Annotated in this window: 17 protein-coding genes; 6 read left to right on the top strand and 11 right to left on the bottom strand. The window is 73.1% G+C overall.

Going from position 1 to position 24,132, the window contains the following annotated elements; all coding sequences use genetic code 11:
* Positions 1-131: 131 nt before the first annotated feature.
* The 4 genes from ACIBM5_RS00340 (at position 132) to ACIBM5_RS00325 (ending at position 4,178) form a co-directional block, all read left to right on the top strand.
* Entirely contained in the window at positions 132-932 is an 801-nt protein-coding gene (locus ACIBM5_RS00340) for an SDR family NAD(P)-dependent oxidoreductase (protein ID WP_396004632.1), read from the top strand.
* Positions 933-1,117: 185 nt separating this feature from the next.
* Complete coding sequence (locus tag ACIBM5_RS00335; protein WP_396004631.1) at positions 1,118-1,999, top strand: class I SAM-dependent methyltransferase; 882 nt, start codon at positions 1,118-1,120, stop codon at positions 1,997-1,999.
* Positions 2,000-2,148: 149 nt separating this feature from the next.
* On the top strand, positions 2,149-3,402 hold the full coding sequence (locus tag ACIBM5_RS00330) for a pyridoxal phosphate-dependent aminotransferase (RefSeq protein WP_396004630.1): 1,254 nt from the start codon (positions 2,149-2,151) through the stop codon (positions 3,400-3,402).
* Complete coding sequence (locus ACIBM5_RS00325; RefSeq protein ID WP_391581855.1) at positions 3,399-4,178, top strand: tryptophan 2,3-dioxygenase family protein; 780 nt, start codon at positions 3,399-3,401, stop codon at positions 4,176-4,178. The genes ACIBM5_RS00330 and ACIBM5_RS00325 overlap by 4 nt, the downstream gene beginning before the upstream one ends.
* Here ACIBM5_RS00325 and ACIBM5_RS00320 read toward each other — a convergent pair.
* From ACIBM5_RS00320 to ACIBM5_RS00310, 3 genes are all read right to left on the bottom strand, one after another.
* The gene (locus ACIBM5_RS00320) at positions 4,146-5,363 is read right to left on the bottom strand and encodes a cytochrome P450 (protein WP_396004629.1); all 1,218 of its coding nucleotides are present in this window, start codon (positions 5,361-5,363) and stop codon (positions 4,146-4,148) included. The two genes, ACIBM5_RS00325 and ACIBM5_RS00320, sit on opposite strands and share 33 nt — an antisense overlap.
* Positions 5,364-5,693: 330 nt before the next feature.
* On the bottom strand, positions 5,694-7,235 hold the full coding sequence (locus ACIBM5_RS00315; RefSeq protein ID WP_396004628.1) for an alpha/beta hydrolase: 1,542 nt from the start codon (positions 7,233-7,235) through the stop codon (positions 5,694-5,696).
* Positions 7,236-7,592: 357 nt separating this feature from the next.
* The gene (locus ACIBM5_RS00310; RefSeq protein ID WP_396004627.1) at positions 7,593-8,762 is read right to left on the bottom strand and encodes a winged helix DNA-binding domain-containing protein; all 1,170 of its coding nucleotides are present in this window, start codon (positions 8,760-8,762) and stop codon (positions 7,593-7,595) included.
* 215 nt (positions 8,763-8,977) lie between these two features.
* On the opposite strand from ACIBM5_RS00310, the gene ACIBM5_RS00305 reads away from it, so the two are divergent.
* Positions 8,978-12,067 carry an amino acid adenylation domain-containing protein gene (locus tag ACIBM5_RS00305; protein WP_396004626.1) on the top strand — a complete coding sequence of 1,030 codons (3,090 nt, stop codon included), beginning with the start codon at positions 8,978-8,980 and terminating at the stop codon, positions 12,065-12,067.
* 75 nt (positions 12,068-12,142) lie between these two features.
* Here ACIBM5_RS00305 and ACIBM5_RS00300 read toward each other — a convergent pair whose 3' ends face one another.
* From ACIBM5_RS00300 to ACIBM5_RS00275, 6 genes are read right to left on the bottom strand one after another with little or no spacing between them, the layout of a single operon-like run.
* The gene (locus ACIBM5_RS00300) at positions 12,143-12,880 is read right to left on the bottom strand and encodes a class I SAM-dependent DNA methyltransferase (RefSeq protein WP_391581850.1); all 738 of its coding nucleotides are present in this window, start codon (positions 12,878-12,880) and stop codon (positions 12,143-12,145) included.
* A 17-nt stretch (positions 12,881-12,897) separates the two neighbouring features.
* Positions 12,898-14,100 carry a thioester reductase domain-containing protein gene (locus tag ACIBM5_RS00295; RefSeq protein ID WP_396004625.1) on the bottom strand — a complete coding sequence of 401 codons (1,203 nt, stop codon included), beginning with the start codon at positions 14,098-14,100 and terminating at the stop codon, positions 12,898-12,900.
* Positions 14,097-14,297 (bottom strand): hypothetical protein, encoded by a 201-nt coding sequence (locus ACIBM5_RS00290; RefSeq protein ID WP_391581848.1) that lies wholly within the window; start codon positions 14,295-14,297, stop codon positions 14,097-14,099. The genes ACIBM5_RS00295 and ACIBM5_RS00290 overlap by 4 nt, the downstream gene beginning before the upstream one ends.
* On the bottom strand, positions 14,294-15,307 hold the full coding sequence (locus tag ACIBM5_RS00285) for a GHMP kinase (protein ID WP_396004624.1): 1,014 nt from the start codon (positions 15,305-15,307) through the stop codon (positions 14,294-14,296). The genes ACIBM5_RS00290 and ACIBM5_RS00285 overlap by 4 nt, the downstream gene beginning before the upstream one ends.
* Position 15,308: 1 nt before the next feature.
* Positions 15,309-18,689, bottom strand: a complete 3,381-nt coding sequence (locus tag ACIBM5_RS00280; protein ID WP_396004623.1) for a condensation domain-containing protein — start codon at positions 18,687-18,689, stop codon at positions 15,309-15,311.
* Positions 18,686-20,014, bottom strand: coding sequence for a cytochrome P450 (locus ACIBM5_RS00275; RefSeq protein WP_396004622.1), 1,329 nt, complete (start codon positions 20,012-20,014; stop codon positions 18,686-18,688). The genes ACIBM5_RS00280 and ACIBM5_RS00275 overlap by 4 nt, the downstream gene beginning before the upstream one ends.
* A gap of 156 nt (positions 20,015-20,170) precedes the next feature.
* Between ACIBM5_RS00275 and ACIBM5_RS00270 the strand changes: the two genes are divergently transcribed.
* On the top strand, positions 20,171-20,935 hold the full coding sequence (locus tag ACIBM5_RS00270) for a thioesterase II family protein (RefSeq protein ID WP_391581843.1): 765 nt from the start codon (positions 20,171-20,173) through the stop codon (positions 20,933-20,935).
* A gap of 213 nt (positions 20,936-21,148) precedes the next feature.
* On the opposite strand, the gene ACIBM5_RS00265 is transcribed toward ACIBM5_RS00270, so the two are convergent.
* Together ACIBM5_RS00265 and ACIBM5_RS00260 are read right to left on the bottom strand one after the other, a co-directional pair.
* Positions 21,149-23,827 carry an AMP-binding protein gene (locus ACIBM5_RS00265; protein WP_396004621.1) on the bottom strand — a complete coding sequence of 893 codons (2,679 nt, stop codon included), beginning with the start codon at positions 23,825-23,827 and terminating at the stop codon, positions 21,149-21,151.
* Positions 23,827-24,033, bottom strand: a complete 207-nt coding sequence (locus tag ACIBM5_RS00260) for an MbtH family protein (RefSeq protein ID WP_391581841.1) — start codon at positions 24,031-24,033, stop codon at positions 23,827-23,829. The genes ACIBM5_RS00265 and ACIBM5_RS00260 overlap by 1 nt, the downstream gene beginning before the upstream one ends.
* Positions 24,034-24,132 lie beyond the last annotated feature (99 nt).

Here is a 24,132-nt window from a genome sequence, read left to right as displayed (position 1 = left end):
GCGGGAAACATCCGGGAAAGAATCATGGCGCCACGGCATTTCACCGGTAAACATGACGGCACTGTGTACAGGTGGAGTGGATACGCCTCCAAAGACCTCCAACGACACCCATGACACCTACGACACCGTGGATGGACACTGTGGATTCGGCCGCGTGGGAAATCTCGAAGGCGCTCGCGGGCAAGGCGGTTCTCGTCACGGGTGCCGGCTCCGGTATCGGCGCCGCGGTCGCCGTGCAGGCCGCGTGTGCCGGGGCGTCGGTCGCCCTCGTGGGCCGGCGCGTCGAGGCACTGGAGGAGACCGCGGCACTGGTCCGGCAGGCCGGCGGCGAGCGGGCTCGCGTGGCCGTACTGCCCTGGGACGTGCGCGCCGACGGCGGCGCGGATGCCCTCGTCGGCGCGGCGATCGATCGGCTGGGCCGGATCGACGGTCTGGTCAACAACGCCGGCGTGGCCCGGTTCGCGCCGTTGGAGAGTGCCGCGAGTGAGGATCTGGACGCCATGCTCGACACCCATGTGCGCGGCCCGGTCGCCCTGATCCGGGCCTGCCTGCCCGCGCTGCGCGAACACCGCGGCAGCGTGGTCAACGTCTCCTCGGTGGGGGGCGCCCTGGCCATGCCGGGGCGCTCCCTGTACGGCGCGAGCAAGGCCGCGCTGAACAGCCTGACCCGTTCGCTGGCCGTGGAGCTGGCACCCGACGTACGGGTGAACGCGGTGCTGCCCGGGCCGGTGGAGACCCCGATGTACGACGATCTCGGCCTGGACGGACCCGCGACCACGGCCCTGCGCGCGGGTCTGCTGGCCGGCACACCCATGGGGCGCTTCGGCACTCCGGACGAGGTCGCGCACTGGGTGTGCGCGCTCCTGGACGCCGAGAGATCCGCCTGGGTCACCGGCGTCCTGTTGCCGGTCGACGGCGGCCGTACCGCGTAGGCCAGGGCCGCCGGCCCGCGCAGCTCGACCGGCGCCCGGCACGCGGCGCGCGGTACCGCGCGCTCCGCACCCGAACACCCGAACCTTCGAAACCGGCACAGACACCGAGACACCGAGACACCCGGACACCCGAAAGCCATCCGCACCACGGACCGCACCTCATCGACAGCGCAGGAGGACCGACCGTGACCACCACCGAAGACACCACGACCGTCTACGGACGACCCGAGTTCGCCGACATCGACATCGGCGACACGATGCGCCACGGTCACCCCGACATCACCGACGGCGACCACATGATCGTGGACCTGGTCGCCCGGCGCGCCCGGACCCTGGGCCGCCCGCTGACGGTGATGGACGTCGGCTCCGGTTCCGGCGTGGTCTCCGCGATGCTGGCCCACCACCTTCCGGGACACCGCGTGATCGCCAACGAGATCGAGCCCCGGTTGATCGCCCAGGCCCGCTCGCGGCTCGAGGACATCCCCGGCGGCGAGGTCTTCGACCGGCCGTTCCAGGAGTGGCGCGAGCCGCTGGACGTGATCATCTCCTGGGGCTCGCACCACCATCTGCCGAACACCTACCTCGACCATGTGCGCAGCCTGCTCGTGGACGACGGCGTGCTGATCATCGGCGACGAGTTCTGCCCGGAATACTGCGACGACACCGACGCGGCCCGGGTGACCACCGCCGAGGTGATCCATCTGGCCGACGGCCTGGTGCTGACCACGCAGCGCGAGGTGGACGCCTACCGCACCCAAGGCGTCGTCCCGCAGTGGTCGCGCGACCTCGAAGCCAAGCGCCGCCGCGCGCTGTGGCACTGGTACAAGTTCGTCATCGACTACGCGATGGCCAAGGACAACTGGACCGTGGTGCTGGCCGAGTTGCAGATCACCCGCGACGACCTGACCACCTCCTTCGACGAGGAGCACAAGCTCTCGCCGCTGATCGTGCGCCGCGACCTCGAACTCAACGGATTCCGGCCGCTGTCGACGAACGTCATCGGCGCCCGGCCGGCGGACCTGCAGAGCTTCTACCTCTACGAGTTCGCGCCCCGGCCGAGGTCCTGACCCGATCCCGAGCGCGCCCCGGTTCCCGAGCCGGCCGCGAACCGCTCCGGTCCCGAGCCCGCTCCCGTCGGCGCGACCCGTGGGGGCGTGCCCGGCGCACTCGTCCGCATCGCCGTAGCCACAGCCGTACCGGCGGAAAGAGAGCCATCATGTCGACCTTCGAGATGAGCGCCGCGCATCCGGCCGTCTCCCGCGCGGCGTCCATCCCGCCGTCGTGTCTGCACGACGTGTTCCGGTCCGCCCAGGCGTGGGAACTGGTCCACCGTCGGGCCCCGATCCGACTGCACGTGGGCGAACCGGCGTTCGGGCCGCCGATCGAGGCGATCGAGGCCCTGGGCGCGGCGGCCCGCGAGGGGCGCGCCGCGTACACCTCGGCCGAGGGCATGATCGAGCTGCGCGAGGCGCTGGCCGCCAAGCTGGCGAGCGAGAACGGCCACGACACCGGCCCCGACCGGGTGTTTGTCGCACCGGGGTCGTGCCAGGGGCTCGCGGCGTTGATGCAGTCGATGGCCGAGCCCGGCGCGGAGATCCTGCTGCCGGAGATCCACTGGCCCATCCATCTCCAGCAGGCCCTGCTGGCCGGGCTGCGACCGCGGTTCTACCCCCTGGACCGCGACTTCCGCCCCGATCCGGACTCGCTGGCCGACGCCGGCAGCGAGCACACCCGGCTGATCCTGGTGAACACTCCGGCCAATCCCGCCGGCGTGGTGCTCGACGAGCCCTTCCTGCGCGACGTGTTGCACATCGCCCGGCGGCGGGGCTGGCGGATCATCAGCGACGAGGCGTACGAGCACTTCGTATTCGAGGGCGAGCACGTGTCCATGGCCTCGCTGGAGCGTGATGTGCCGGAGCGGGAACGGCTGGTGCACTCGGCGTTCAGCTTCTCCAAGAGTTACGCGATGACCGGCTACCGGCTCGGCTACATCGCCGTCCCGCACGCCGAGGCGGCGAGCGCGCTGCGTGTGGTCCAGGAGGCCAGCATCGTGGCCCCGCCGACTCCCGTGCAGTACGCCGCCCTTGCCGCGCTGGGCGTGCCGCAGGCGGCGGCGCGCAACCGCGAGACGGTACGCGCGAACCGGGATCGGGCGCTGCCGGGCCTGGTGGCGGCGGGCCTGCTCGGTCGGGTACCGCCGGGCGGGTGGTACGCGCTGCTCGACGTGGCCTCGGTGGGCCTGGACGCCGAGGTGTTCGCGGCCGAACTGCTCGCCGAGCACGGTACCGCGGTCGCGCCCGGTCGGGGCTTCGCACTGCGGCCCACCGTCGACGCGCAGTGCCGGGTGACCGACATCGGGCACTCGCCCCGATCGCACGGGCTGTTGCGGATCGCCTTCTGCGGCGACGGCGACCTGCTGGCGGCGGGCGTCGAACGGGTGCTGGCCGCGGCATGCGGCGGCCGGGCGTGAACGGCTCCGCGGCCCGCACGTCGGCCGCGCACGAGAGTGCCGCCGACGCCGCCGAGCCGACCTACGACGGGTACCTGCGCCTGGCGACGGTGCTGACCGCGCAGGCGCCGACCACGGCGGAGAGCGACCGATCCACGTACGCCGCCGAGCACTTCTTCATCGTGACCCACCAAAGTTGCGAGTTGTGGCTCAAGCAGGCACTCCTGGACCTGGGGCTGGCCACCGACGCGGTCCGCTCCCGGCCACGCGACCTGGAACTGTGCCTGGAGCAGGTCCGCCGCACGACGCACGTACTGGCCATGATCGCCGAACACTTCACCGTCCTGGAGCGGCTGACCGTCTCCTCCTTCGCTCGCTTCCGCGGCGCGCTCGGCCGGGCCAGCGGGGCCCAGTCCGGGCAGTTTCGCGCGCTCTACCGCGCGTTGGGCCTGTACGGCGCGGACAGCGAGCTGTTCCGCGGCTTCCTGACCGCCCTGGCCGAGCGGGATCTGACCGTGGCCGAGGTCTACCGGCGGGCGCCGCATTCGGGTCTGCCGTATCTGCTGGCCGAGGGTCTGGTCGATCTGGCCCAGGCGGTGCGGCGCTGCCAGTTGGCGCACGTCGAGGTCGTGGTGCGGCAGATCGGTGCCCGACCGGGCACGGGCCGCACCACCGGCGCCGACTTCCTGGCCCGGCGCCTCGCGGCACCCTTTCCCGAGCTGTGGGAGGCACGGGCCGCGTTGCACTCCCCCGGCCCGGTCGACTCAGTCGGCGTCGGGGTCCGCTACGACCGGTAGTTCCACCAGGCCGCGAAAGAACGGCGCGGGCCGCCAGCGCAGTTCGGCGGCGGGTACGGCCAACCGCATCCGGGGGAACCGGCCGAGGATGGCGCCCAGCGCAAGGCGGGCCTCCATCGTGGCCAGCGGCGCGCCGATGCAGCGGTGGATGCCGTGGCCGAAGCCCAGATGCGAACGTTCGGTCCGGTCGATGCGGAAGGTGTCGGGATCCGGGAAACGCTCCGGGTCCCGATTCGCGGCGTGCCACAGCGCCGCGGTGACCGCCCCGGCCGGCACCACGCCGCCGGGCAGTTCGACCTCCCGACGGGCCACCATGAACGCGATCCCGGCCGGCCCGTCGTAGCGCAGGATCTCGTCGATCGCCGCCGGCAACAGCGCGGGATCGGCCGTCAGTCGGGCGTGCTCACCCGGGTGGGTCAGCAGGAGCTTGATGCCGGTCGCGATGAGGTTCACCGTGGTCTCGTGTCCGGCCACCAGCAACATGAAGGCCATGCCGACCAGTTCCGCCTCGGACAGCCGCTCGCCGCCGTCCCGGGCCTCGACCAGGGCGCTGAGCAGGTCGGCGCCCGGCCGGGCCCGCTTGCGCCGGATCAGGTCGAGGAAGTACGCCAGCAGGTCCTCCTGGGCCTGCCGCAGCAGCCGCTGCGAGTCCGGACGGGCGCTGGAGACCATGCCGTCCGTCCAGGCGCGGAAGTCGTCGCGCTCGGTCGCCGGCACCCCGAGCAACTCGCAGATGATGGTGATCGGCAGCGGATGCGCCACGGCCGTGATCAGGTCGAACGGCCGCGTGCGCGGGGCCGCGTCGAGCAGTCCCCCGACGATGGTCTCGACCCGATCGGCCAGCGGATTGACCCGGCGCGTACTGAACGCGCTCTGCACGAGCCTGCGCACCCTGGTGTGGTCGGGCGGGTCGAGGGTGAGCAGGTTGCGGTTCATCGCGCTGTCCGGATCACCGGTGAGCGCGGTCGCCTCCGGCGGGGCAAGGTGCAGGTCGCGGCTGAACCCGGGGTCGGTCAGCGCGGCGCGCACGTCCTCGTACCGGGTCAACAGCCACATGTCGAAGCCCTGCGGCGTCGCGATGCGGTGCACCGGTGTGGTCCGCCGCAGATGCGCGTAGGTGGGGTAGGGGTCGGCCAGGAAGGCCGGGCTGAACAGTGGTGGTACCGGGGGTGATTCCTGCTTCATCGGCTACCCGCTCCGGTGTCTGCTCGGGATGTCGTGGCGTTGGGATGTCGTGGCGTTGAGATGTCGTGACGTCGGGGTGTCGTGACGTCGGGGTGTCGTGACGTCGGGGCATCGAGTCCTCGGGGTCGACACGCTGTTTCGGTCCGCGAGGTCGACGGGCTCCACGGGGGTGTCGGGCGGGGTCCACGGGTCGGGGGGGGGGGGGGGGGGGCGGCGCCGCCGGCGCCCCCGCCCCCCGGCGGGGGGGGGGGGGGGCGGGGGGGGGGGGGGGGGGGGGGGGCGGGCCGCCCCCCCCCCCCCCCCCCCCCCCCCCCCCCCCCCCCCCCGCGCTCAGGAGGCCGCGCCGGCGGGCGGCGCAGGCGGCGTGGACGGCCCGGGCAACGTGCAGCTCGCGCCCCGGCCGGGCAGCCGTCCGGACACAAGGTAGGCCGTGATCGCGCCGTCGACGCATGCGCTGCCCCGACCGAACGCGGTGTGCCCGTCGCCCTTGACGCTCAACAGCCGGGCCCGGCCCATGGTTTCGGTGACGTTGCGGGCCCAGGCGAGCGGTGCGAGCGGGTCGCCCTCGACGCCGATCACCAGCGCCCGGTCACGGCCGGTGTAGCGCCACGGCCCCTCGAATCGGTGGTCGGCCCGGACCGGCCACAGCGCGCACTTGAGTTCACCGTAGCCGTACAGCCGGCCGAAGTGCGCCGATGCCGCGGCCGCCGCCGTGAAGTGCCGGTCGTGGGCCCGGAGATCGGTGGGGATGTCCCGGTCCAGGCAGGAGTTCGCGAGCTGTTGGGCGGTCACGTCGTCCGGACCGGTGGGCGGTTCGGTCGTGGGCACCTCCTGGGCGGCCGTCGCGGACAGGAGGCCGGCGAAGCGCGGCCAGTCGGCGGAGTTGATCAGTCCCCCGATGACCTGGGTGAGCAGCAGGCCGCCGGTGAGAATGTCGTGCCGCCCCGGATACGCGAGTCGGTTGCGCTCCAGCTTGGCCACCAGGGCGTCGAAGGCGGCCGCCGGGTCGCCGGCGCCGAACGAGCACAGCGCGGGCGTGGCCCGGCACCAGTCGAGGAAGCGGCTCAGCGCGAACTCGCTCGCGACGAGCTGCTCCCGGTCGAAGCGCAGCGGATCCGACACGTAGCCGCGGCCGTCGATCGTCCCGTCCAACACCATCGAGCCGACCCGGTGCGGGTAGCGCGCCGCGTAGATCTGTCCGAGCACCGTTCCGTACGACTGGCCCAGGTAGTTGAGCCGATCGTCGCCCACCGCCCGGCGCAACAGGTCCAGGTCGGCGGCCGAGTCGGCGGTGCTCATCGTGCGCAACAGGGTCGGGTCGGTGTTGCGGCCGCACGCGGTGGTCAACGCCTTGGCCTCGGCGAGTTTGGCCGGGCGGTCGGCGAGCGTGGGGTAGGCGGGCAGCGGTTCCTCGATCTCCCGCTCCTGCTCGTAGGTCATGCAGTGCGCGCTCGGCGAACTGTTCGACTGGCCGCGCTGATCGAAGCCGACCACGTCGAACCGGTCCGCGAGGGCCGCGAAGGGAGCCGTGCGGGTGCGCAGCAGCGCCACGCCGTTGCCGCCCTGGAGGCCTCCGTTGACGAAGAGCGTGCCGATCCGGTGCGCCCGGTCCCGGGCCGGGATGCGGATCAGCGCCAGGTCGGCGGTCCGCGTGTCGGCCGTCGCCCCCGGTCGCATCGGCACGGTGGCGGTCGCGCACTCGAAGCCGCCGCCGCACCCGGTCCAGGTCAGCTTCGGCACCTTGGGTCCGGGGGCGGCGACGGCCGAGGACGGTACGGCGAGCGTGGTCGCCACGGCGGCCAGGACGGTGACCGTGGACACGAGCCACGAGCGGCGGCGGGACGTGGTCGGTGGTCGCGACTGCGCCTGCACGGTGGTCTCCTCGCGATCGGGCGCGCCTCGCCCGACGGGTGGGCGCGCGGTACGTCGGACGCCACCACATGCTCGAACATCGCCCGCCCGACCGCGCGAGATCTTTGCCGGATCTGTCGCGATCGGCGCGGGTGCCGACGGCCCGGGCGCGCGGGTGCCGACGGACCGGGCCGGGCGTGTCGCGCGCGGGTGCCGACAGGCCAACCGGGCGGGTGAACCTGACGCGCGGTCACCGACGGCCCGGGCGCGTCGGGCGTCGGGCGCGTCAGGCGCGTCGGGCGCGCGATGCCCGGGTGTCGGCCGCGCCCGCCGCCCGCGGCGCGCGATCGGCTCGGCTTCGGCTGCCCGGCCGCCGGCTCAGTCCGCGAACTCCGTCTCGGCCTTGGCGCAGCCCCGGAACGGCGCGATGTCGGCGGCGAGCTTCTCGATGCCCTCGCGGTCCGCCTTGCGCAGCGTGCGTACCGCCTCCACGGTCAGCCGCAGTGTCTTGCCCTTCTTCTGCCCGCGCCACAGCGCCGCGAGTTCGCCGTCGCGCAGCACCACGCCGGGATTGCCGGTGTGCTTCCACACCTGCTTGTGCAGCTTGCGGTCGGGGACGGCGGTGACGCGGTCGCGCAGGTGCAGCCACGGGTCGTACGCCGGCAGCACGCGCAGCCCGCGCACTTCGGGCGACGTGGTGAGCGCCTTGTGGTCGTCGCGGTGGATCCAGGTCGTGCGCCCGTCGTAGCGCACCTCGCGCAGTTCGTCCGCCGCCGCCTGCCACGCCTTGGCCGCGACGGCCTGTGAGGTGCCCGCCCACTCCGCGAGGTGTTCGGGCGTGGAGGGCCCGTACGCGCGCAGGTATCGACGGACGAACTCCTTGCGGGCGGCGGGCGCCGACCGGTGCGGCGGCTTCTTGCCCAGCCACTGGTCGGTGCGTACGAACGATGCCTCGCGGCCCGCACGCGGCGCGATCACGAAGACGCCGGTGAGCGAGACGGCCCGGGCCAGGATGGCGGTGAAGCTGCTGAAGGTGTCCGGCTCGAACCATCCGGAGAACTCGTCGGGCATCCGCTTCCCCAGCGCCACACCCAGCTCGCGCTTGGTCAACACCTGTCCGTCCAGGGCGTCCTCGATCGCCGCCCGGGTCAGCTCCACGACCTCCACCGCCGAGCGCCGGGTCCCGTCGAGCATCGGCACGAAGCCCTGGACGGCCACCCGCCAGGATTCCTCGTCCTCCGGCAACATCGGCCGGGTGAACACCGGCAGGTCGCGGGTGGGGAACAGATACGGCGACTGGCGCACCGTCCATGCCTGCAACAGCGACTTGTCCTCGGCCAGCGCCCGGTCCACCTCGGCCGCGGTCAGTCCCGGGGAGCGGGCCAGCAGGGCGAGCGGTCCGTTGCCGGGCGGGGTGTTCTGTGCCCCGGCGGCGGCCGCCGCGGCCCACAGGTCGGGCGCCGGATCCGCGTCGGTCAGATGCTGACATGCCGCGCGGAACGCGAGCACCTGTTCCCGGTCCACCTGTTCGCTGTCGACTCGGCTCACGCGTGCACCTCTTCGTTCGATCGCTTTCTCGGACGCGTCGGTCGGAATGCACGACGATGCTACGCGGATATTCGCCGGCGCCCGGAATTTCGACGGATTCCGTACAGAGACGCGACAGAATCTTTGCGCCCTTCGCCGATCCGGGGTAATCGTGCAGGTAATGCGATTGCCCCGGCAAATGAGGCGTGTGCCGAGTCGCCTCGGAACGGATGACGATGCCTGTTCCCGATCGCGAGAGCGAAACGAGTGGCGCCTGCGCCGAGCCGGCGATCGTGTCCCTTCCGGATTCGGTGGCCGCGGTCGCACGCCGGTCGCCGGACCTGACGGCCGTCTTCGACGCGGGCGGCGAAACCTCGTTCGCCGCGCTGGACGCGGCTGCGGACCGCTGGGCGGCGGCGGTGGCCGATCGGGTCTCGCCGGGAGGTTGGGTGGCGGTCTGCGGACGGCGCGGGGCGGCCCTGGTGGCCGCCGCGTTGGGCTGCCTGCGGGCGGGCAGGGTGTACGTGCCGCTGGATCCCGCCCACCCCGGCGAGCGGATCGCGCTGACCCTGTCGGATGCGCGCCCCGAACTCGTCCTGGTGGATCGGCATGCGCCCGCGGCGGTCGCCGACGCGGCCCCGGCGCTGCGCCTGGACGCGGAGCCGCCGGGCGGGCGGGCCCGGCCGGTGCGCCTGTTCCGTTCGGATCCCGCATACGTGATCTACACGTCGGGCTCGACCGGCACGCCCAAGGGCGTGCTGGCCACGCACGGCGGACTGGCCACCCTGGTCCGGGCGTTGCGGGCGCACGGGCCGGCCATGGCCGAGGGCGACGTGGTGTTGTCGGTGGCCTCGATCGCGTTCGACATGTCCATCACGGACGTGTTCGTTCCGTTGGCGGCGGGCGCGTCCGTCGTGCTGCCGCCCGACGATCGCACCCGGGACCCCGACGTGCTGCTCGACCTGATCGACCGGCACCGGGTCAGCACGGTCCTGGCCACTCCGTCGTTGTGGCGGATGCTGGTGCTCGCGGGCCTGGGTACGGCCGGCCGGCATCGGGTGCGCGCGTTCGGCGGCGGCGAGAAGCTGACCGAGCGGCTGGCCCGCGAACTCCTGGAGCGCACCGAGTCGTTGCACAACGGCTACGGCCCGACCGAGACCACGGTCTACGCCACGTTCGCGCCGATCTCGGATCCGACCCGACTGCCGCTGGGGGACGCCATCCCGGGCACCCGGCTCTACGTCCTGGACCGGGACGGCGAGCTGCTTCCGCCGGGACCGCGCGGCGAGTTGTACGTGGGCGGGCTTCAGGTGTCCTGCGGCTACCACCGACGACCGGCGTTGACCGCCGAGAAGTTCGTGCCGGACCCGTTCTCCGGGGTGCCCGGCGCCCGCATGTATCGCACCGGCGACGTGGTCCGGCTGTCCGCCGACGGTGATCTGCACTTCCTCGGGCGCACCGACGACCAGGTCAAGATCCGCGGCCATCGGGTCGAACCCGGCGAGGTGGTGGCGGTGTTGGAGAAGCTGCCCGCGGTCCGCCAGGCGGCGGTGTTGGTACACGCGGACGCGCTCGCCGCCTATCTGGTGCCCGAGCCGGGACACACACCGAGCGTTGCCGACGTGCGCGCGCACGCCCGTCGATTCCTGCCGGAGCCGATGGTGCCCGATCGGCTGTCGTTCCTGCCCGCACTGCCGATGACGGACAACGGCAAGGTCGATCACGCGGCGCTGCTCGCGTGGCGGGAACCCGGCGTCGACGGCCCGGACCCGGACGGGGACGAACGGGCCGCCGACAACGACGAGGGCGGGGCGCCGGAGGGTCCGACCGAGACGGCCGTGGCCAAGGTCTGGGGCGAGGTATTGGGCCTGCCCGAGGTCGACGTCCGGACCAGCTTCTTCGACCTGGGCGGCCACTCCCTGCTCGCCATGGAGGTCGTCTCCCGGCTGCGTACCGAGTACGAGCTCGAACTTCCGGTCTGGGAGTTGTTCGCGGAACCGACGGTGCGCGCGTGGGCCGCGGTGGTCGACCGTGCGGCGGCTTCGCCGGCCGCGGCCGGTGAAGCCGCGGACCGCAGGGTCGCGCTGTCGCCCGAACAGCGTGCGCTGTGCCACGCCGAACGGCTGGTGCCCGGGATCACCTCTCCCGGTCTGACGGTTCGGGCGAGGCTGACCGGCCCGGTGGACACCGGTCGGGTGGCCGAGGCGCTGACGGCGGTGGTGCGACGTCAGGAGTGTCTGCGCACCCGCTTCGACCCGGTCGCCGAGTACGGCAGCCAACTGATATCGCCACACGTGGAGTTCGATCTCTTCGAGGAGGATCTTCGGGACACCGCGGCGACCGGCGCGGCGACCGGCCCGGACGAGGCGATGGACGCCCGGTTCGACCTGGCCGAGGGGCCGCTGTTGCGGGCGGCGCTGCGGCAGTTCGAGGACGAGCGGTTCGAGCTGGAGATCCGCGTGCACGACACGGTGGCCGACGCCGCGTCGCTCGCGGTGATCGTGTCGCAGTTCGCGGACGCCTACGCGGGCGCCGTCGCGGTCGAACCCGTCGCGGTGCCGTTCGCCGCACTCGCCCAGGCTCGGCGGGAGGCATCCTCCGGGGTGGCCCTGGCGGACGCGGTCACCGCGTTCCGCTCCTCGCTGGCCGACACGGTGCCGGTTCCCGAGGGCGGGTACGACACCGGCCTGGTGCCCGTTCGGCTCGACGCGGCGGCGGTGCAGGCGGCATCCGACCTGGCCCTGGCGCGCGGCGTGCCGATGGAGCACGCGCTGACCGGGGCGCTGCTGCGGGTGTTGCCCCGGGAGTGGGGATCCTCGGTCGTGGTCGGCCGGGTCGAGCCCGGTCGTTCGGCGGACACGCGTGATCTGGTCGCCCCGCTGTCGACCCTGACATTGTCGGCGGTGCACCGGGACGAGGACGTCGAACCGGCCGTGTCGGTCTCGGCGGCGGGCGTGCCCCGACGGGCTTCGGACGCCTCGGCGATCTCCGCCCAGGCCCTCCTGGACGCGGGCGTGCGCAGTGGGGCTCCGGAACTGCGCCGCGCGCTGCCCTGGTTGGCCCTGACCCTGCGCAAGGCGTTGCCGGCGCCGCGCGAACTCGCCCCCGGAGTATGGCTGGAGCCGGAGGCGCCGGAGCCGGGGAGCGCACCGACCCCGGGTGCGCAGCGCACCGCGCTGCCGGTGTCGGTGGACCTGTGGGCGGACGGCGACGACGTGGTGGGCCTGCTGCAACACCGCGTCGACCTGCTCGATGCGGACGCGGCGGGCGAACTCGTGGAGCGCTTCGTCGCGGCCGTCGCGCACAAGGAGCCGACCATCGACTGACCGCACCCCGGCAAAACGCCGACGCCGCGGTCCCGCCCAACCCGGGCGGGACCGCGGCGTCGCGTGCGGGGCCGGTCAGGCCGCCTTGCGGAAGACCGACACGTGCCGTGTGCTCTTGGCCGTGAACGGCTCGCCCGCCCAGCCGCCGTGCCGCTCGACCAGTTCGAGGCCGGCCAGTTGTGCCATCAGGTCCAACTCGCTGGGCCACACGTACCGGATCTGGCTGGGATAGAGGCGGATGCCGCTCTCGCTCACGATCACCACCTGGGTCCGGATCCGCTGGCGCAGCGTGTCGTGCATCGTGGCCTCCAGGAAGACCCGGTCGCGCTCGACGCTGCCGGTGGCCAGCCGCTGGCCGTCGGCGTCGGTACGCCGGGGGTCGGGCACGTACATCTCGGTCACCAGCGTGCCGTCCGGTTCCAGGTGCTCGGCCACGTTGCGCAGGCAGCGAACCTGGTCGCGCTGGTCGAGCAGGCACAGGAAGGTGTTGAAGACGATGTAGATCAGCGAGAACGTGCGGTCCACCGCGACGTCGGCCATGTCCCCGAGAACGACCGGGAACGCGTCGCCGCCGGGGCGCAGTTTGAGCTTGTCGATCATCTTGTCGGCACCCTCGATGCCGATCACCTCCAGGCCCTTGGCGGCCAGCGGCAGGGCGACCCGCCCGGTGCCGACGCCCAGTTCCAGGACCGCGCCGCCACCCGCGTATCGGGCCAGGAACTCCACGGTGGCGGGGGTGTCGGGCAGCGGGCCCGTCCATTCGTCGTACACCTCGGCGACGGCGTTGTACGCGCTGGCGCTGGATGCGGCCATGGTCCTCTCCTCGACGCTCATCGTGATCCGGCGATCCGGTCCGGCTCGGGCAACTCCGCCCGACGGAGCCCAACCTCGAAGTATCTGCGGGCAAGTTGCTCGTCCAGGACCGGGCAGCGCACGTCGACTTCGGCCAACTCGGCGTCGGTGCGGTCCGAGGCCACCTCGGGGATCACCGCGGCGGAGCCGGCCGAGGCGTCGGGCAGGGTCGCGGCGATCTGTCGCAGCTCGTCCCGGTTCGAGGTCACCGATGCGTCCAGGACCCGCTGCCGCCAGAGCGCGAAGTCGACGGGTCGCAGCCGGTAGCCGAAGCGGCGCAGCCAGGAGAACAGCGTGGTGTAGCGGGTGTGTTCGGGTGCGATCAGGTGGTAGGCGGGCGGGGCCGATCCCTCGCTCGCCCGGGTCAGCCGCACCACGGCGCGCGCCGCGTAGTCGACGGGTGCCCACTGGAGCGGGGAGCCCGCGAGCGGGGCGGCTCCCATCACGGCGCAGGTGCGCAGGAACAGCCAGGCGTAGTCGTTCGGGTTGGACACACCGGTGCGGGTGTGCCCGGCGAGCGTGCCGGAGCGGAACACCAGGGCGTCCACGCCGCGTTCGCGGGCCTGGGCAACCAGACGTTCGGCCGCCCACTTGCTCAGTCCGTAGCCGCCGAGCACCCCGGCCGGCCCCAGTTCGGTGAAGTCGGCGACCGTGCCGGGGCCTTCCGCGCCCTCGGGGCGGCTCCCGTAGAGCACCGAGACCGTGGACACGTGCGCGAGCCGTTTGGGTCGGCCCTCGCACACCAGGCGCAGCACCTCCACGGTGCCTGCGACGTTGGGGCCGCGCAGCGCCTCGTAGGGGTAGCTGACGTTCACGCCCGCGCCGCAGTGGTAGATCGTGTCGACCTCCGCGTGCACGAGCCGCCGGTCGTCGTCGCTCAGGCCGCATCCCGGTCGGGCCAGGTCGCCGGCGAGGGCGATCACCCGGTCCGGGCATGCGCTGCTCCACAGGTCGAACCCGCGCAGCGCGGCCTCGATGCGTTCCTGCGCGGTGCCGTCCTTGGGGCGCACCAGGCAGTACACCCGCTGCTCGGTGTGCTCCAGCAGTTCGGCGACCACGGCGGCGCCGAGGAATCCGGATGCGCCGGTCACCAGGGCGGCGCCGGGTTCGCCGGATGGCACGGGCGTGTTGTGCGGCACCACGTCGGCGGGCAGCAGCGCGTCCTGTTCGGCGGTGCTCATCGCCAGCTCCACAGCGGCGAGGGGCCGTCGTCCCAGCCGTCGTCCTCGGCGGCCCCGGCGGGCCGGTCACCCGCGGGGTCGACGGCGCGGGTCTCGTCGGATGCCGGCCGGTCCGGGCGCGCCGGCGGTGCCGGTTGCTCCGGGGCCAGAATCCGCAGGTCGTCCTGCGTCAGCAGGATCGGGATCGATGTCCTCACCACCGCTCCTCACGGTTGTCCGCGTCGCGCGGCCCGACCGGTTCCCCGGCCGCCACGGAATCGGTACGAAACGACCACACACGCTCTACGCCGGCGGCTCGCAGTCGCCGGCGGGCGTCGGCCAGCCGTGCGCCGAGCCCGTCGGCCGCCGGGTCGAACAGGACGGCCACCACCCGGCCGCTGTGCGCGACCTGGACGCCGATGCCGTCGCCGGCCCGGCAGATCCGCTCGGCGAGCGGCAGTGCGGCCTGGGGCAGGAAACGCTGGTTGAGCCGGGCACTGGCGGTGGCCGTGCGGGCCAGCAGCGCGCAGTCCGCCTCGGCCACCGCTCGGCGCACCATCACCCGCAGGTGTCGCAGGTGCTCGATCTCGCTCGGCCGGTACTCGCGCGGGGGCTGGGCGATCGTGTCCACGTCCGGGCCGCCCACGTCGAAGCCGAGCACGTGCAGGGCCGGCAGCGGGCCGCCGAGATCCTCCAGGACGTAGCCCTCCCGGTTGGCGTACAACACCGCGCGGGGCCCGAACATCACGCCGTCCGAGGCGCCTTCGGCGCGCACCGCGAGGGCGGCCACGTCCGCCTCGGTCGGCGCCCGGCCGTGTGCCCGGGCCACCGCCCGGATCGCGCCGACCACGTCCGCGGTGGACGAGCCCATGCCGCGTTCGACCGGAATCGAGCTGTGCACGCTCAGCCGTCCGCCCTCGCGTACCCCCAGCCAGCGCAGCGTCTCCCGGGCCGCACCCGCGGCCTTGGTCTTCCACGCCGGGCTGACCGTGACGCCGAAGGTGCGGGTCGGCACGAAGGTGGCGTGCGCGTGCAGCGCGGGCAGCGGCAGCGAGACGACGGCGTGTGCCAGCGCCCCGTCGTCGCGTTCGAAGACGCCTTGGAGGATCTCGCCGTGGTGGGCCATGGCGCTGCCCCGGGCCGGACCGGGCCGGGCGGGTGCCCCGACCACGGTGAGTCGGCCCGCGCGGCACCGGTCGAAGGCGTCGGGATCGACGGCGGACGCCATGTCAGGCGAGTCCCGTGCGGTGCGCCGGCAGCGCGCCGTCCGGCTGCTCGATCAGCTCGACCAGAGCCGCTTCGCAGGCGGCCGCGAAACGCTCGACCGAGGCGCGCTCCCACAGCGCGGTGCGGTACTTGACGTCGAAGAGCAGCCCGTCCTCGACGATCAGCGTGGACACCTCCAGGTCGGTGCCGATCTGCGCGTTCGCCACGATGCGTCCCTGGTGGGTCCGGCAGCCGGTCAACGCGAAGCCGGACTCGGCCTGGAACACGTTGAGCGTCACGTACGATCCGCGCCCGCTGAGCACCAGCGGATCCGCGCCCGCGGCGCGCAGCGCGTCACCGGCCGGGCAGGACTGGTTGGCATACGCGCCGGCCACCGTCTCCCGGGTCGCGGCCAGGTGTTCGCGCCAGGTCTTGCGGGTGTCGAGGTCGTCGAAGCGCAGCACGAGCAGGTTGACGAACGCCCCCATCACGTCCGCCGCGTCCAGGTCGAGGCGGTTCTCGCACGGCGTCAGCAGTTGCACGTCGTCCTGTCCGGACCACTGCCGCAACACGGCGGACAGGGCGGCGGCCACCACCACGAACGGGGTCATCCGCTCCCGGTGGGCGAAGGCGTACACCGCGTCGCGCACGGCGGGCGACACCAGGCGGTAGACGACGTCCCCGTCGAAGGACGGCCCGTCGGGACGGGGGAAGTCGGTGGGCAGGGTCAGCTCGCGCAGGCCGGCCAGGCGACGCCGCCAGTAACGCCGGTGCTCCTGCGCGGCCGCGGTCGACGCCCGCCGGCGCTCGGCGGCGACGATGTGGCTGAAGGTCGTGGTGCGCGGCGCGGGCAGTTCGCCCTCGCCGGTGGTGCGCCACCGGTAGCAGGCGGCGATCTGCGGGAACAGCACCTTGGTGACCGCCCAGTAGTCCATCACCAGGTGGTGGCAGGTCAGCAGCAGGTCGCGGGTGCCGGTGTCCAGGCGGACCACGGTCAGCCGGATCAGCGGCAGTTCGGACACGTCGAAGCCTCGGCGCGCCCGTTCCGCGGCCACCTCCGCCGCGGCCTGCTCACGCTCCGGAGCGGGCGTGCGACGCAGGTCCACCACCTCGATCGTGAATGGGTGTTCGTCGTGCACCCGTCGGCTCGGCGCGGCGTCGCCCTCGGCCAGGTGATAGGTGGTGCGCAGGATCTCCTCCCGATCCACGGCGCGGCCGAACGCCCATTCCAACGCCCCTTCGTCCAGCGGGCCCTCCACCCGCAGCGACAGCGTGAGGGTGTTGACCGCGCTGCCGGGGGCGAACTGCTCCATCAGCCAGAACGGTTCCTCGGCGGCACCCAGCGCGGTGGTGCGCTCGCTCGGCACGAGCGGACCGTCCGGCCCGAACCCGTCGGACCCGACGGACCCGTCCATCTCCTCGGGCTCGTCGGCGAGTGCGCCGATCTCGTCGTCGGTGAGATTCGCCAACTCGGCGAGCGCGTCGGCCACCGCCGGGTGGCGGGCGGCGATCGCCGCGGCGAACTCGTGCAGTTCGGGGTTCTCGAAGACGAACAGCAGCGGGACGTGCACCCCGAACTCGTCGGAGAGGGCCTGGGCCAGGCGCGAGGCGATCATCGAGTGACCGCCGACCGCGAAGAAGTCGTCCGCGCCGGTGATCGAGTCGTTTTCCAGGAGTTCACGGCACAGCTCGACGACGCGCCGCTCCACGGCCGGGGCACGTCGCCGGCCGACCCGGGCGGCGTCGGGCCGCTGCTGCCGCGCCGGTTCGTCGTCTCGAAGCGGGCCGGCGATGCGCCACAGCAGCCGGCCGTCCTCGACCCGGCGAACGCGCAGCGAGCCGCCGGTCGGTGGGTCGGGCACCGGGCTCCCGTCGACGTGCAGCACGCCCTCCAGACCGTAGGGCGCCAGTGCCCCGGTGGGCTCCCTGACCTCGGCGAGCCCGGGTACGGCCGACACCTCGCCCCGGTCGCCGCCCGGCCAGGACGGATCGGGATCCAAGAGCACCGGTCCGGAAGGGGTGTCCAGGGTAAGCCGGGCCTCGTCGTCCACCGGGCGTCCCGACGGCGCGAAGGCGCCTGCGGGCGGACCCAGTTCCAGGGTGTCCAGGGTCGCGCCGGGATCGGCCATCGCCGATTCCACGGCCGTCGCGAAGTGGTCGACGAGCCGCTCGACGGTCGCCGCCGCGAAGATCGCGGTGTCGTACTCGACGGTGGCCACGACGTCGTCACCGTGCCATTCGAGATTGAACAGCAGGTCGAATCGGCAACGCCCGCGCGGCACGTGCACCACGCTCATGGTCAGGTCCGGGAAGGTGTCCGGACGAAAGTGCAGCGGTGGCGCGTTGAAGACGACCTGGACGAGCGGCGAGTGGCCGGGGTCCCGGCCGGCCAGGCTCTCCCGCACGACCTGCCGGAAGGGGATGAACTGCCGGTCGTACGCGGTGAGCGTGGCGTCGCGCGCGGCGGCCAGCAGGTCGGCGAACGGCAGATCGCCCGGCGCCCGCATGCGCACCGGGATCATGCAGGACATCGGGCCGACCACGTCGGGATACTGCTCCGGTCGTCCGTCCCCGCAGATGCCCAGGACCATGTCCTCGGCGCGGGTGTGCCGGTGCAGCACGGTCGTGAACGCCGCGAAGAGCGTGTGGAACGGGGTGACCCGATGGCCCGCGGCGAACCGGCGCAGCCGGGGCACCAGGCCCGCCGGGAAACGATGGACGGCCAGCGCACCGCGATTGCGCTTGGTCGCCGGCCGCGGGGTGTCCTCCGGCATGCGCAACACATGGGGCGCGTCGGCCAGTTCGGTCACCCAGGCGGCCCGCTCCGGGTCGAGGGCGCCGCTGTCCAGGAGTTCGCCGTGCCACCGGGTGAAATCGCGGTAGTCCGCGGTCACCGGAGGAAGTTCCGCCCGCCGGCCGGCGAGGTGTGCGGTGTAGGCCACGGCGAGTTCGTCGAGCAGGTGCGCGGCGGCGCCCGCGTCCATCACCTCGTGGTGGAAGGCGAGCACGAGCAGGTGCCGGTGCGGGCCGAGCCGGGCCAGGCCGAATCGCACCGGCGGGGTCACCGCCGAACTGTACGGCTCCTCCACCAACGTCCGGGCCCAGTCCGGCGCGTCCTCGGGGCGATCGGTGAAGTCGACCGGTGGATCCAGTCGCACCGACCACGGAGCCACCACGGACTGGCGCAGCCGGCCCTTGTCCACGGGCAGGATCGTGCGCAGCGCCGTGTGCCGCTCGACGAGCAGGTCGAATCCGGCTTCGAGGGCGGCCACCGACAGCGGCCCGACCAGTTCGAAGGCCAGGTGTTCGTTGTACACGGCCGCGTCGCGGTCCATCTCGTCGACGAGCCACATCTGTTCCTGGACCGGCGTCGCGGGCAGTTCCTCGGTCGGGGCGGCCGTCATGACCGGGTCACCTCCTTCGCCCGGGCCGCCGCATCCGCCCCGGTGCGCGGGTGGGCGGTGATCGGCAGCCGGGTGAGTCCGTTGATGAAGTTCGAGCGCAGATGGACCGGGTCCCCGGCGAGCTCGAACCGGTCGAATCGGGTGACCAGTTCCTCCAGCAGTACGGTGAGCGCCACCCGGGCTGCGGGCCCGCCGACGCAGTAGTGCGGGCCGATGCCGAACGCGATGTGCGGGTTGGGCTTGCGGTCGATCAGGAACGAGAACGGATCGGTGAACACCCGATCGTCGCGGTTCGCGGAGGCCACCCAGGCCACCACGAGTTCCCCCGCGCCGATCCTGGTGCCCGCGATCTCGACCTCGGTGAGGGTGCGGCGCATCAGGTGGTTGGTCGGCGTGGACCAGCGCAACGACTCCTGTACGGCCGCCGCCGCCAGTTCCGGGTTCTCCTGGACGCGGCGCCAGACCTCGGGCCGCTCCAGCAGCGCGAGCAGCATGTGCGTGGCGGTGTGCGGCGTCGTGGTGGTGGCGCCCATGACGAAGCTGTAGCAGTTGAGCAGGACCAGGCTGTCGTCGATCGGCGCGCCGTCGATCTCCACACGCGCGAGCCGCGAGACCAGGTCGTCCCGGGGTTCGCGGCGGCGGTCGGCGATCAGTTCGCTGAACATGGCGAACAGGTCGTGGTGCGCCTCGCGCAGCGTCTCGGCGGTCTGACCCTTGGCGAACTCCGGGTCGTCGGGGGCGACTCCCGCCATGGTCCAGCGCGGGATGTCGGCCCAATACCGGCGCGGGATACCCAGGATCTCGCCGACGGCCGCCATCGGCAGATCGAACATCGTCCGGGCGAAGTCGTGGTCGCCGCCCGCCGTCAGCGGTTCGATGATCCGCAACACGTGCGCGCGGATGTTCTCCGTGCGCTGGGCGAGGATGTTCGTCGTCATGGTGTGGAACGCGGGCGTGCGGATCGCCGTGTGCCGCGGACGGTCCATCAGGTTGATGGTCCGTCCGCCGGCGCTGTCCCCGCCGGTGACGTCGAGGATCGTGCCGTGCTCGGAGCTGTACCGGCGGGCGTCCTTGAGCACGCGCACGACGTCGTCGTAACGCGTGACGGACCAGAACCGGGCGCCGTCGGGGGTGTGCTGGGCCCATACGGGCGCCACCTCGCGCAGCGTCGCCAGGGCGACGTGTTGCGGGTGGGTCTGGAATCGGCGTGGATCGTAGAGATCGATCGAGTCGAGGGGCACTCGCTCGTCGGTCCCGGGGCCGGTCATGAGCATCGCGGAGTTCTCCCGTCCTGCGTCCAGGCGCACTCGGTGCGGCGCACGCACAGTCCGGAACGTATATCGGCCCGCACGCCTCGGCAATGATTCTTTCTCGGCCGCGAAAGGAATCGGCCGGACACGTTCGCGAACTTCTTTCCGAAGTCTTTCGATAAACCGTCCACTGCCTTTTCGGCCGGTCCTTCGGCGACTACCGTGTTCGGGGTGAATACACCTGTGCAGACCGGGAAATGGTTGCTTCGAAAGCCGCCGGAAGACAGCGGATCACTGTTGTTCTGCTTCCCGTACGCGGGGGTCGGTGCCTCCTCGTACCGGCAGTGGCCGCAGACGCTGCCCGACGGCACCGCCGTGTGCGCGCTTCAGCCGCCCGGCCGGGAGAATCGCTTTCGCGAGAGCGCGCCCACCGACCACGCCGGCTTCGCCGCGGACCTCGTCGCGCAACTCGCGCCGCTGCTCGACCGACCGTTCGCCTTCATCGGGCACTGCGGCGCGGTGCCGTTCGCGCTGGAGACGATCCTGACCCTGGAGGACCGGGGACTGCCGCTGCCCGAGCGGCTGTTCGCGTCCAGCTGGGGTGCCCCGCACAAGGGCCTGTACGGCGAGCTGAACTTCGTCGACCTGGACACCGCCGATCTGGCGGCGGAGGTACGGCAGCGGTATCGGCAGACCGGCCAGGGCGAGCCGCCGGACGAGATGGCCGAACTCGGCGCCCGAGTCCTGCGCGAGGACCTGGTGCTGCAACGCCCCTACCGCTACGACGTGACCCGCAGGCTGCCCTGTCCGGTGACGGTGATCTCCTGGTCCGAGGACGACGTGGTGCCGCCGGAGACGGTGGCACCGGGGTGGGCGGAGTGCGCGGACGTGCGCGTGGTGGCGCTGGCGGGCAGGCACCTGGATTTCCTGCGCTGCCCCAAGGTTCTCGTGGACGTCGTGACGGAGGATCTCGCCCGCGCCGGGGCACCCGACTGACGGCACATCAGGCCCGGACGGGCGAGGGGCGGTGAGCGACCGGAAGCATCGGTCGGGCACCGCCCCTCGTCTCGTCGTGTCGCGTTTCGTGCCTCGGCTCGTCGTCCCGACCGGTCGCCCCTCGTCTCGGCGCCGTGCTCCCGTCACCGGGCGACGGCCGCCGGTCACGCGGCCGGGCGTCCGGCATCCGGCATCAGGCGTCGGCAGAGCGGCTCAGGCCGAGTGGGCCAGTTCGCGGGCCAGTTCGGCCGGCGTCGGATTGAGCATCAGCGCCCGGACCTTGAGCGGCACGCCGAGCCGCTCGGCGATCAGCCGCACCGCTCGGCCGGCGCTCAGCGACTCGCCGCCGAGCAGGAAGAAGTCGTCGTGCACGCCCAGGTGTTCGCGACCCAGGATCTCCTCCCACACCCGCACCAGGGTCTCCTCCACCGCCGTACGGTGCTCGCCGGCGGCGGGGCCCGGGCCGGTCGCGGGTGCCCAGTCGGGCATCGGCAGCGCGTTGCGGTCGATCTTGTCGCCCGAGTTGAGCGGCAGGGCGTCCAGCCGCACGAACAGCTGCGGCACCATGTGGTCCGGCAACACCCGGGCGAGTTCGCGGCGCAGGGCGTGGGTGTCCAGGCCGCCCGATGCCACCACGTAGGCGACGAGGCGGCGGACGCCCCGGGGGTCCTCCGGGGCCGCGACCGCCGCCGCGCGTACGCCCTCGGCGGCCAGCAGTGCCTGTTCGACCTCGCCCACCTCGACCCGCATGCCCGCGATCTTGAGCTGGTGATCGGCTCGGCCCCGGTGTTCGAGGACCCCGTCCGCGCGGAAGCGGACCAGGTCGCCGGTGAGGTAGAGCCGACCACCCGGCACGTCGCCGAACGGGTCCGGCACGAAGCGCTCGGCCGTCTGCCGCGCGGTCAGGTATCCGCGCGCCTGCTCGGGCCCGGAGACAGCCAGTTCGCCGACCACGCCGGGCGGGACGAGCCGCAGTTCGCGGTCGAGGACGTACAGCCGGGCGCCGGGCCACGGGCGCCCGATCGGCGGCGGCAGGGTGCGATCGCGTGCCGTCGCGGTATGCGAGGTGATCGGTCGTTCCCGCGGGATCAGCGGCGAGGTGACGATGTTGACCTCGTTGGCGCCGTACCAATTGCCCACCTCGAACGGCAGTTCCGCGGGCGCCCAGCGGCGCACCCGATCGCTCCCGGTCAACAGGGTGCGCAGCGGGGTGCGGGCGGGCCAGGGGATGCCGAGCAGCGCCTCCGCGAGCGGGGCCACCACGAACACCTGGGTGATCTCCCGGGACAGCAGCCAGTCGCGCAGGTGTTCCGGCGTGGACAGGTCCTCGTCCGCCGCGATCTGCAAGGACGCGCCGGCGACCAGGTGGGCCCACACCACGACGGTCACCGACACGTTGGTCTGCGGCGGGAAGGTCCAGCCGCCGCGCTCCCCCGCCGTCACCCCGTGCGCGCGGATCTGCGCCAGGGCCGCGTGCGCCACGCCGCGGTGGGTGACGACGACCAGTTTGGGTGTGCCGGTGGACCCGGAAGTCTGTACCAGGAAGGCCGGATCGGCCGACGTCGGCTCCGGCAGCGGCCGTCGGGGGGCGGCCGGTCCGGGGACGCGGCCGCTCGGCGCGAGCACCAGGACGTGCTTCGCCTCCGGGGGCAGGGTGCGTTCGAATCGGCGCGTGGTGACCACGAGCCGCGCCCCGGCCTGCTCGAGGAAGCGGCCCAGGTAGGCGTCGGGCGCCTTGGGGTCGAGCATCAGCGCGGCGGCGCCCGCACGGTGCACGGCGAGCATCGCGACGACCGACTCGGGGCAGCGGGGCATGCACAGGCCGACCACCGTGCCCGGCCCGCTTCCCGCCGCCAGGAGCCGGTGGGCCAGGGCGTCCGCGCGCGCGTCGAGTTCGCCGTACGTCAGCGTCTCGTCCCGGTACCCGAGGGCGACCGCGTCCGGCGTGGCCGCCGCCCGCTCGGCGAGCAACCGCCCGAGCGGGCGCAGCACGTCGGGAATGTCCGGCGTGGCCCCCCAGGTGCGCAGCAGCGCATGGTCCCGGGGCCCGAGCGGGTCCAGGTCCGCGACGGGGGTGTGCGGACGGCGGGAGATGCCGTCGAGCAGGCGCAGGACGTGCCGACCGAATCGTGCGGCGGTGTCGGCGTCGATCAGGTCCGCGTCGTGAGTGATCTCCAGGTGTGCGGCATCGCGCTCGGCATCCCGGACCAGGGTGAGCGTCAGTTCGGCGGCGCCCGCCCGCGCGGGCCCGGGCCGGCCCGGCTCCGCGTCGCCGCCCGCCCGCGCGGGCCCGGACCCGCCGGCGCCGGCGTCGCCCGGCCCCGCAGGTGCGCATCCACCGCCGTCTGCGTCGCGCGCCCCGCCGGGCCCGGGTCGGCCGGAGTCCGCGCCGGGCGCTCGGGACGACCCGGAGCGATCGGCATACTCCCCCCGGACCCGAAAGCCCGCGGAGTAGCGTGCCGGCCGGTCGGATCCGGTGACCTCGGCGGCCTCCCGCAACCACCGGCCCGCCTCGGCGACCGCCTCCGCGCCGGTGGCACGCGGGTCACCGGTCACTCGGATCATCCGGGCGGCGGGGCGGGCGGCCCGGTCCGGATCGGCCGGGGCCGCCGGCGGCCCCGGCTCGTGCGGTCGCGCCGCCGAGTCCGTGGTGATCACGAACGCACGCGCGCCGGTGTACCGCCGTAGGACCGCGACGTAGGCGGCGAGCACGGCGGCCGGCGTCGGCCGCCGGTCCGGCATGTCGTCGGGAGCGGCGACCACGTGCATCCGGGTGTGCAGCACCGGGCCGTTGCCCCTGGCCGCCTCCATGGGCAGGTCGAGCAGGGTCGTCGGCGCGTCGCCCCCGGTCCGGTCCCGGTCGGGCGGCGGGTCGGCGGGACTCTCGCCCATCAGTCCACGGCCAGGCGCTCGCGGACGCTGCGCGGGCGCATGTCGGTCCAGACGCGTTCGATGTGATCGAGGCACTCCTGCCGGCTGCCGCCGGTGCCCTCCGCATGCCACCCGTCCGGCAACGCACGATCGGCGAACCAGATGGAATATTGGTCCTCGTCGTTCACCACGACGTTGTAGACGCGGTCGTCCGCCTGCTCCTCCATCGAACTCTCCAATTGTCGTCGGGCGTGTGTCCTCGGGTGGTTGTCGCCCGATGGGCAGTCGTCGGGTGGGCCGTCGTCGGGTCCGGTGTATCGGGCCGG

Origin of the sequence: Embleya sp. NPDC050493, from assembly GCF_044458105.1 — a bacterium.
In the GTDB taxonomy this organism is placed as follows: Bacteria; Actinomycetota; Actinomycetes; order Streptomycetales; family Streptomycetaceae; genus Embleya.
The sequence above is the reverse complement of the archived record's forward strand: the minus strand, read 5'-3'. Positions and strand labels throughout refer to the sequence as shown.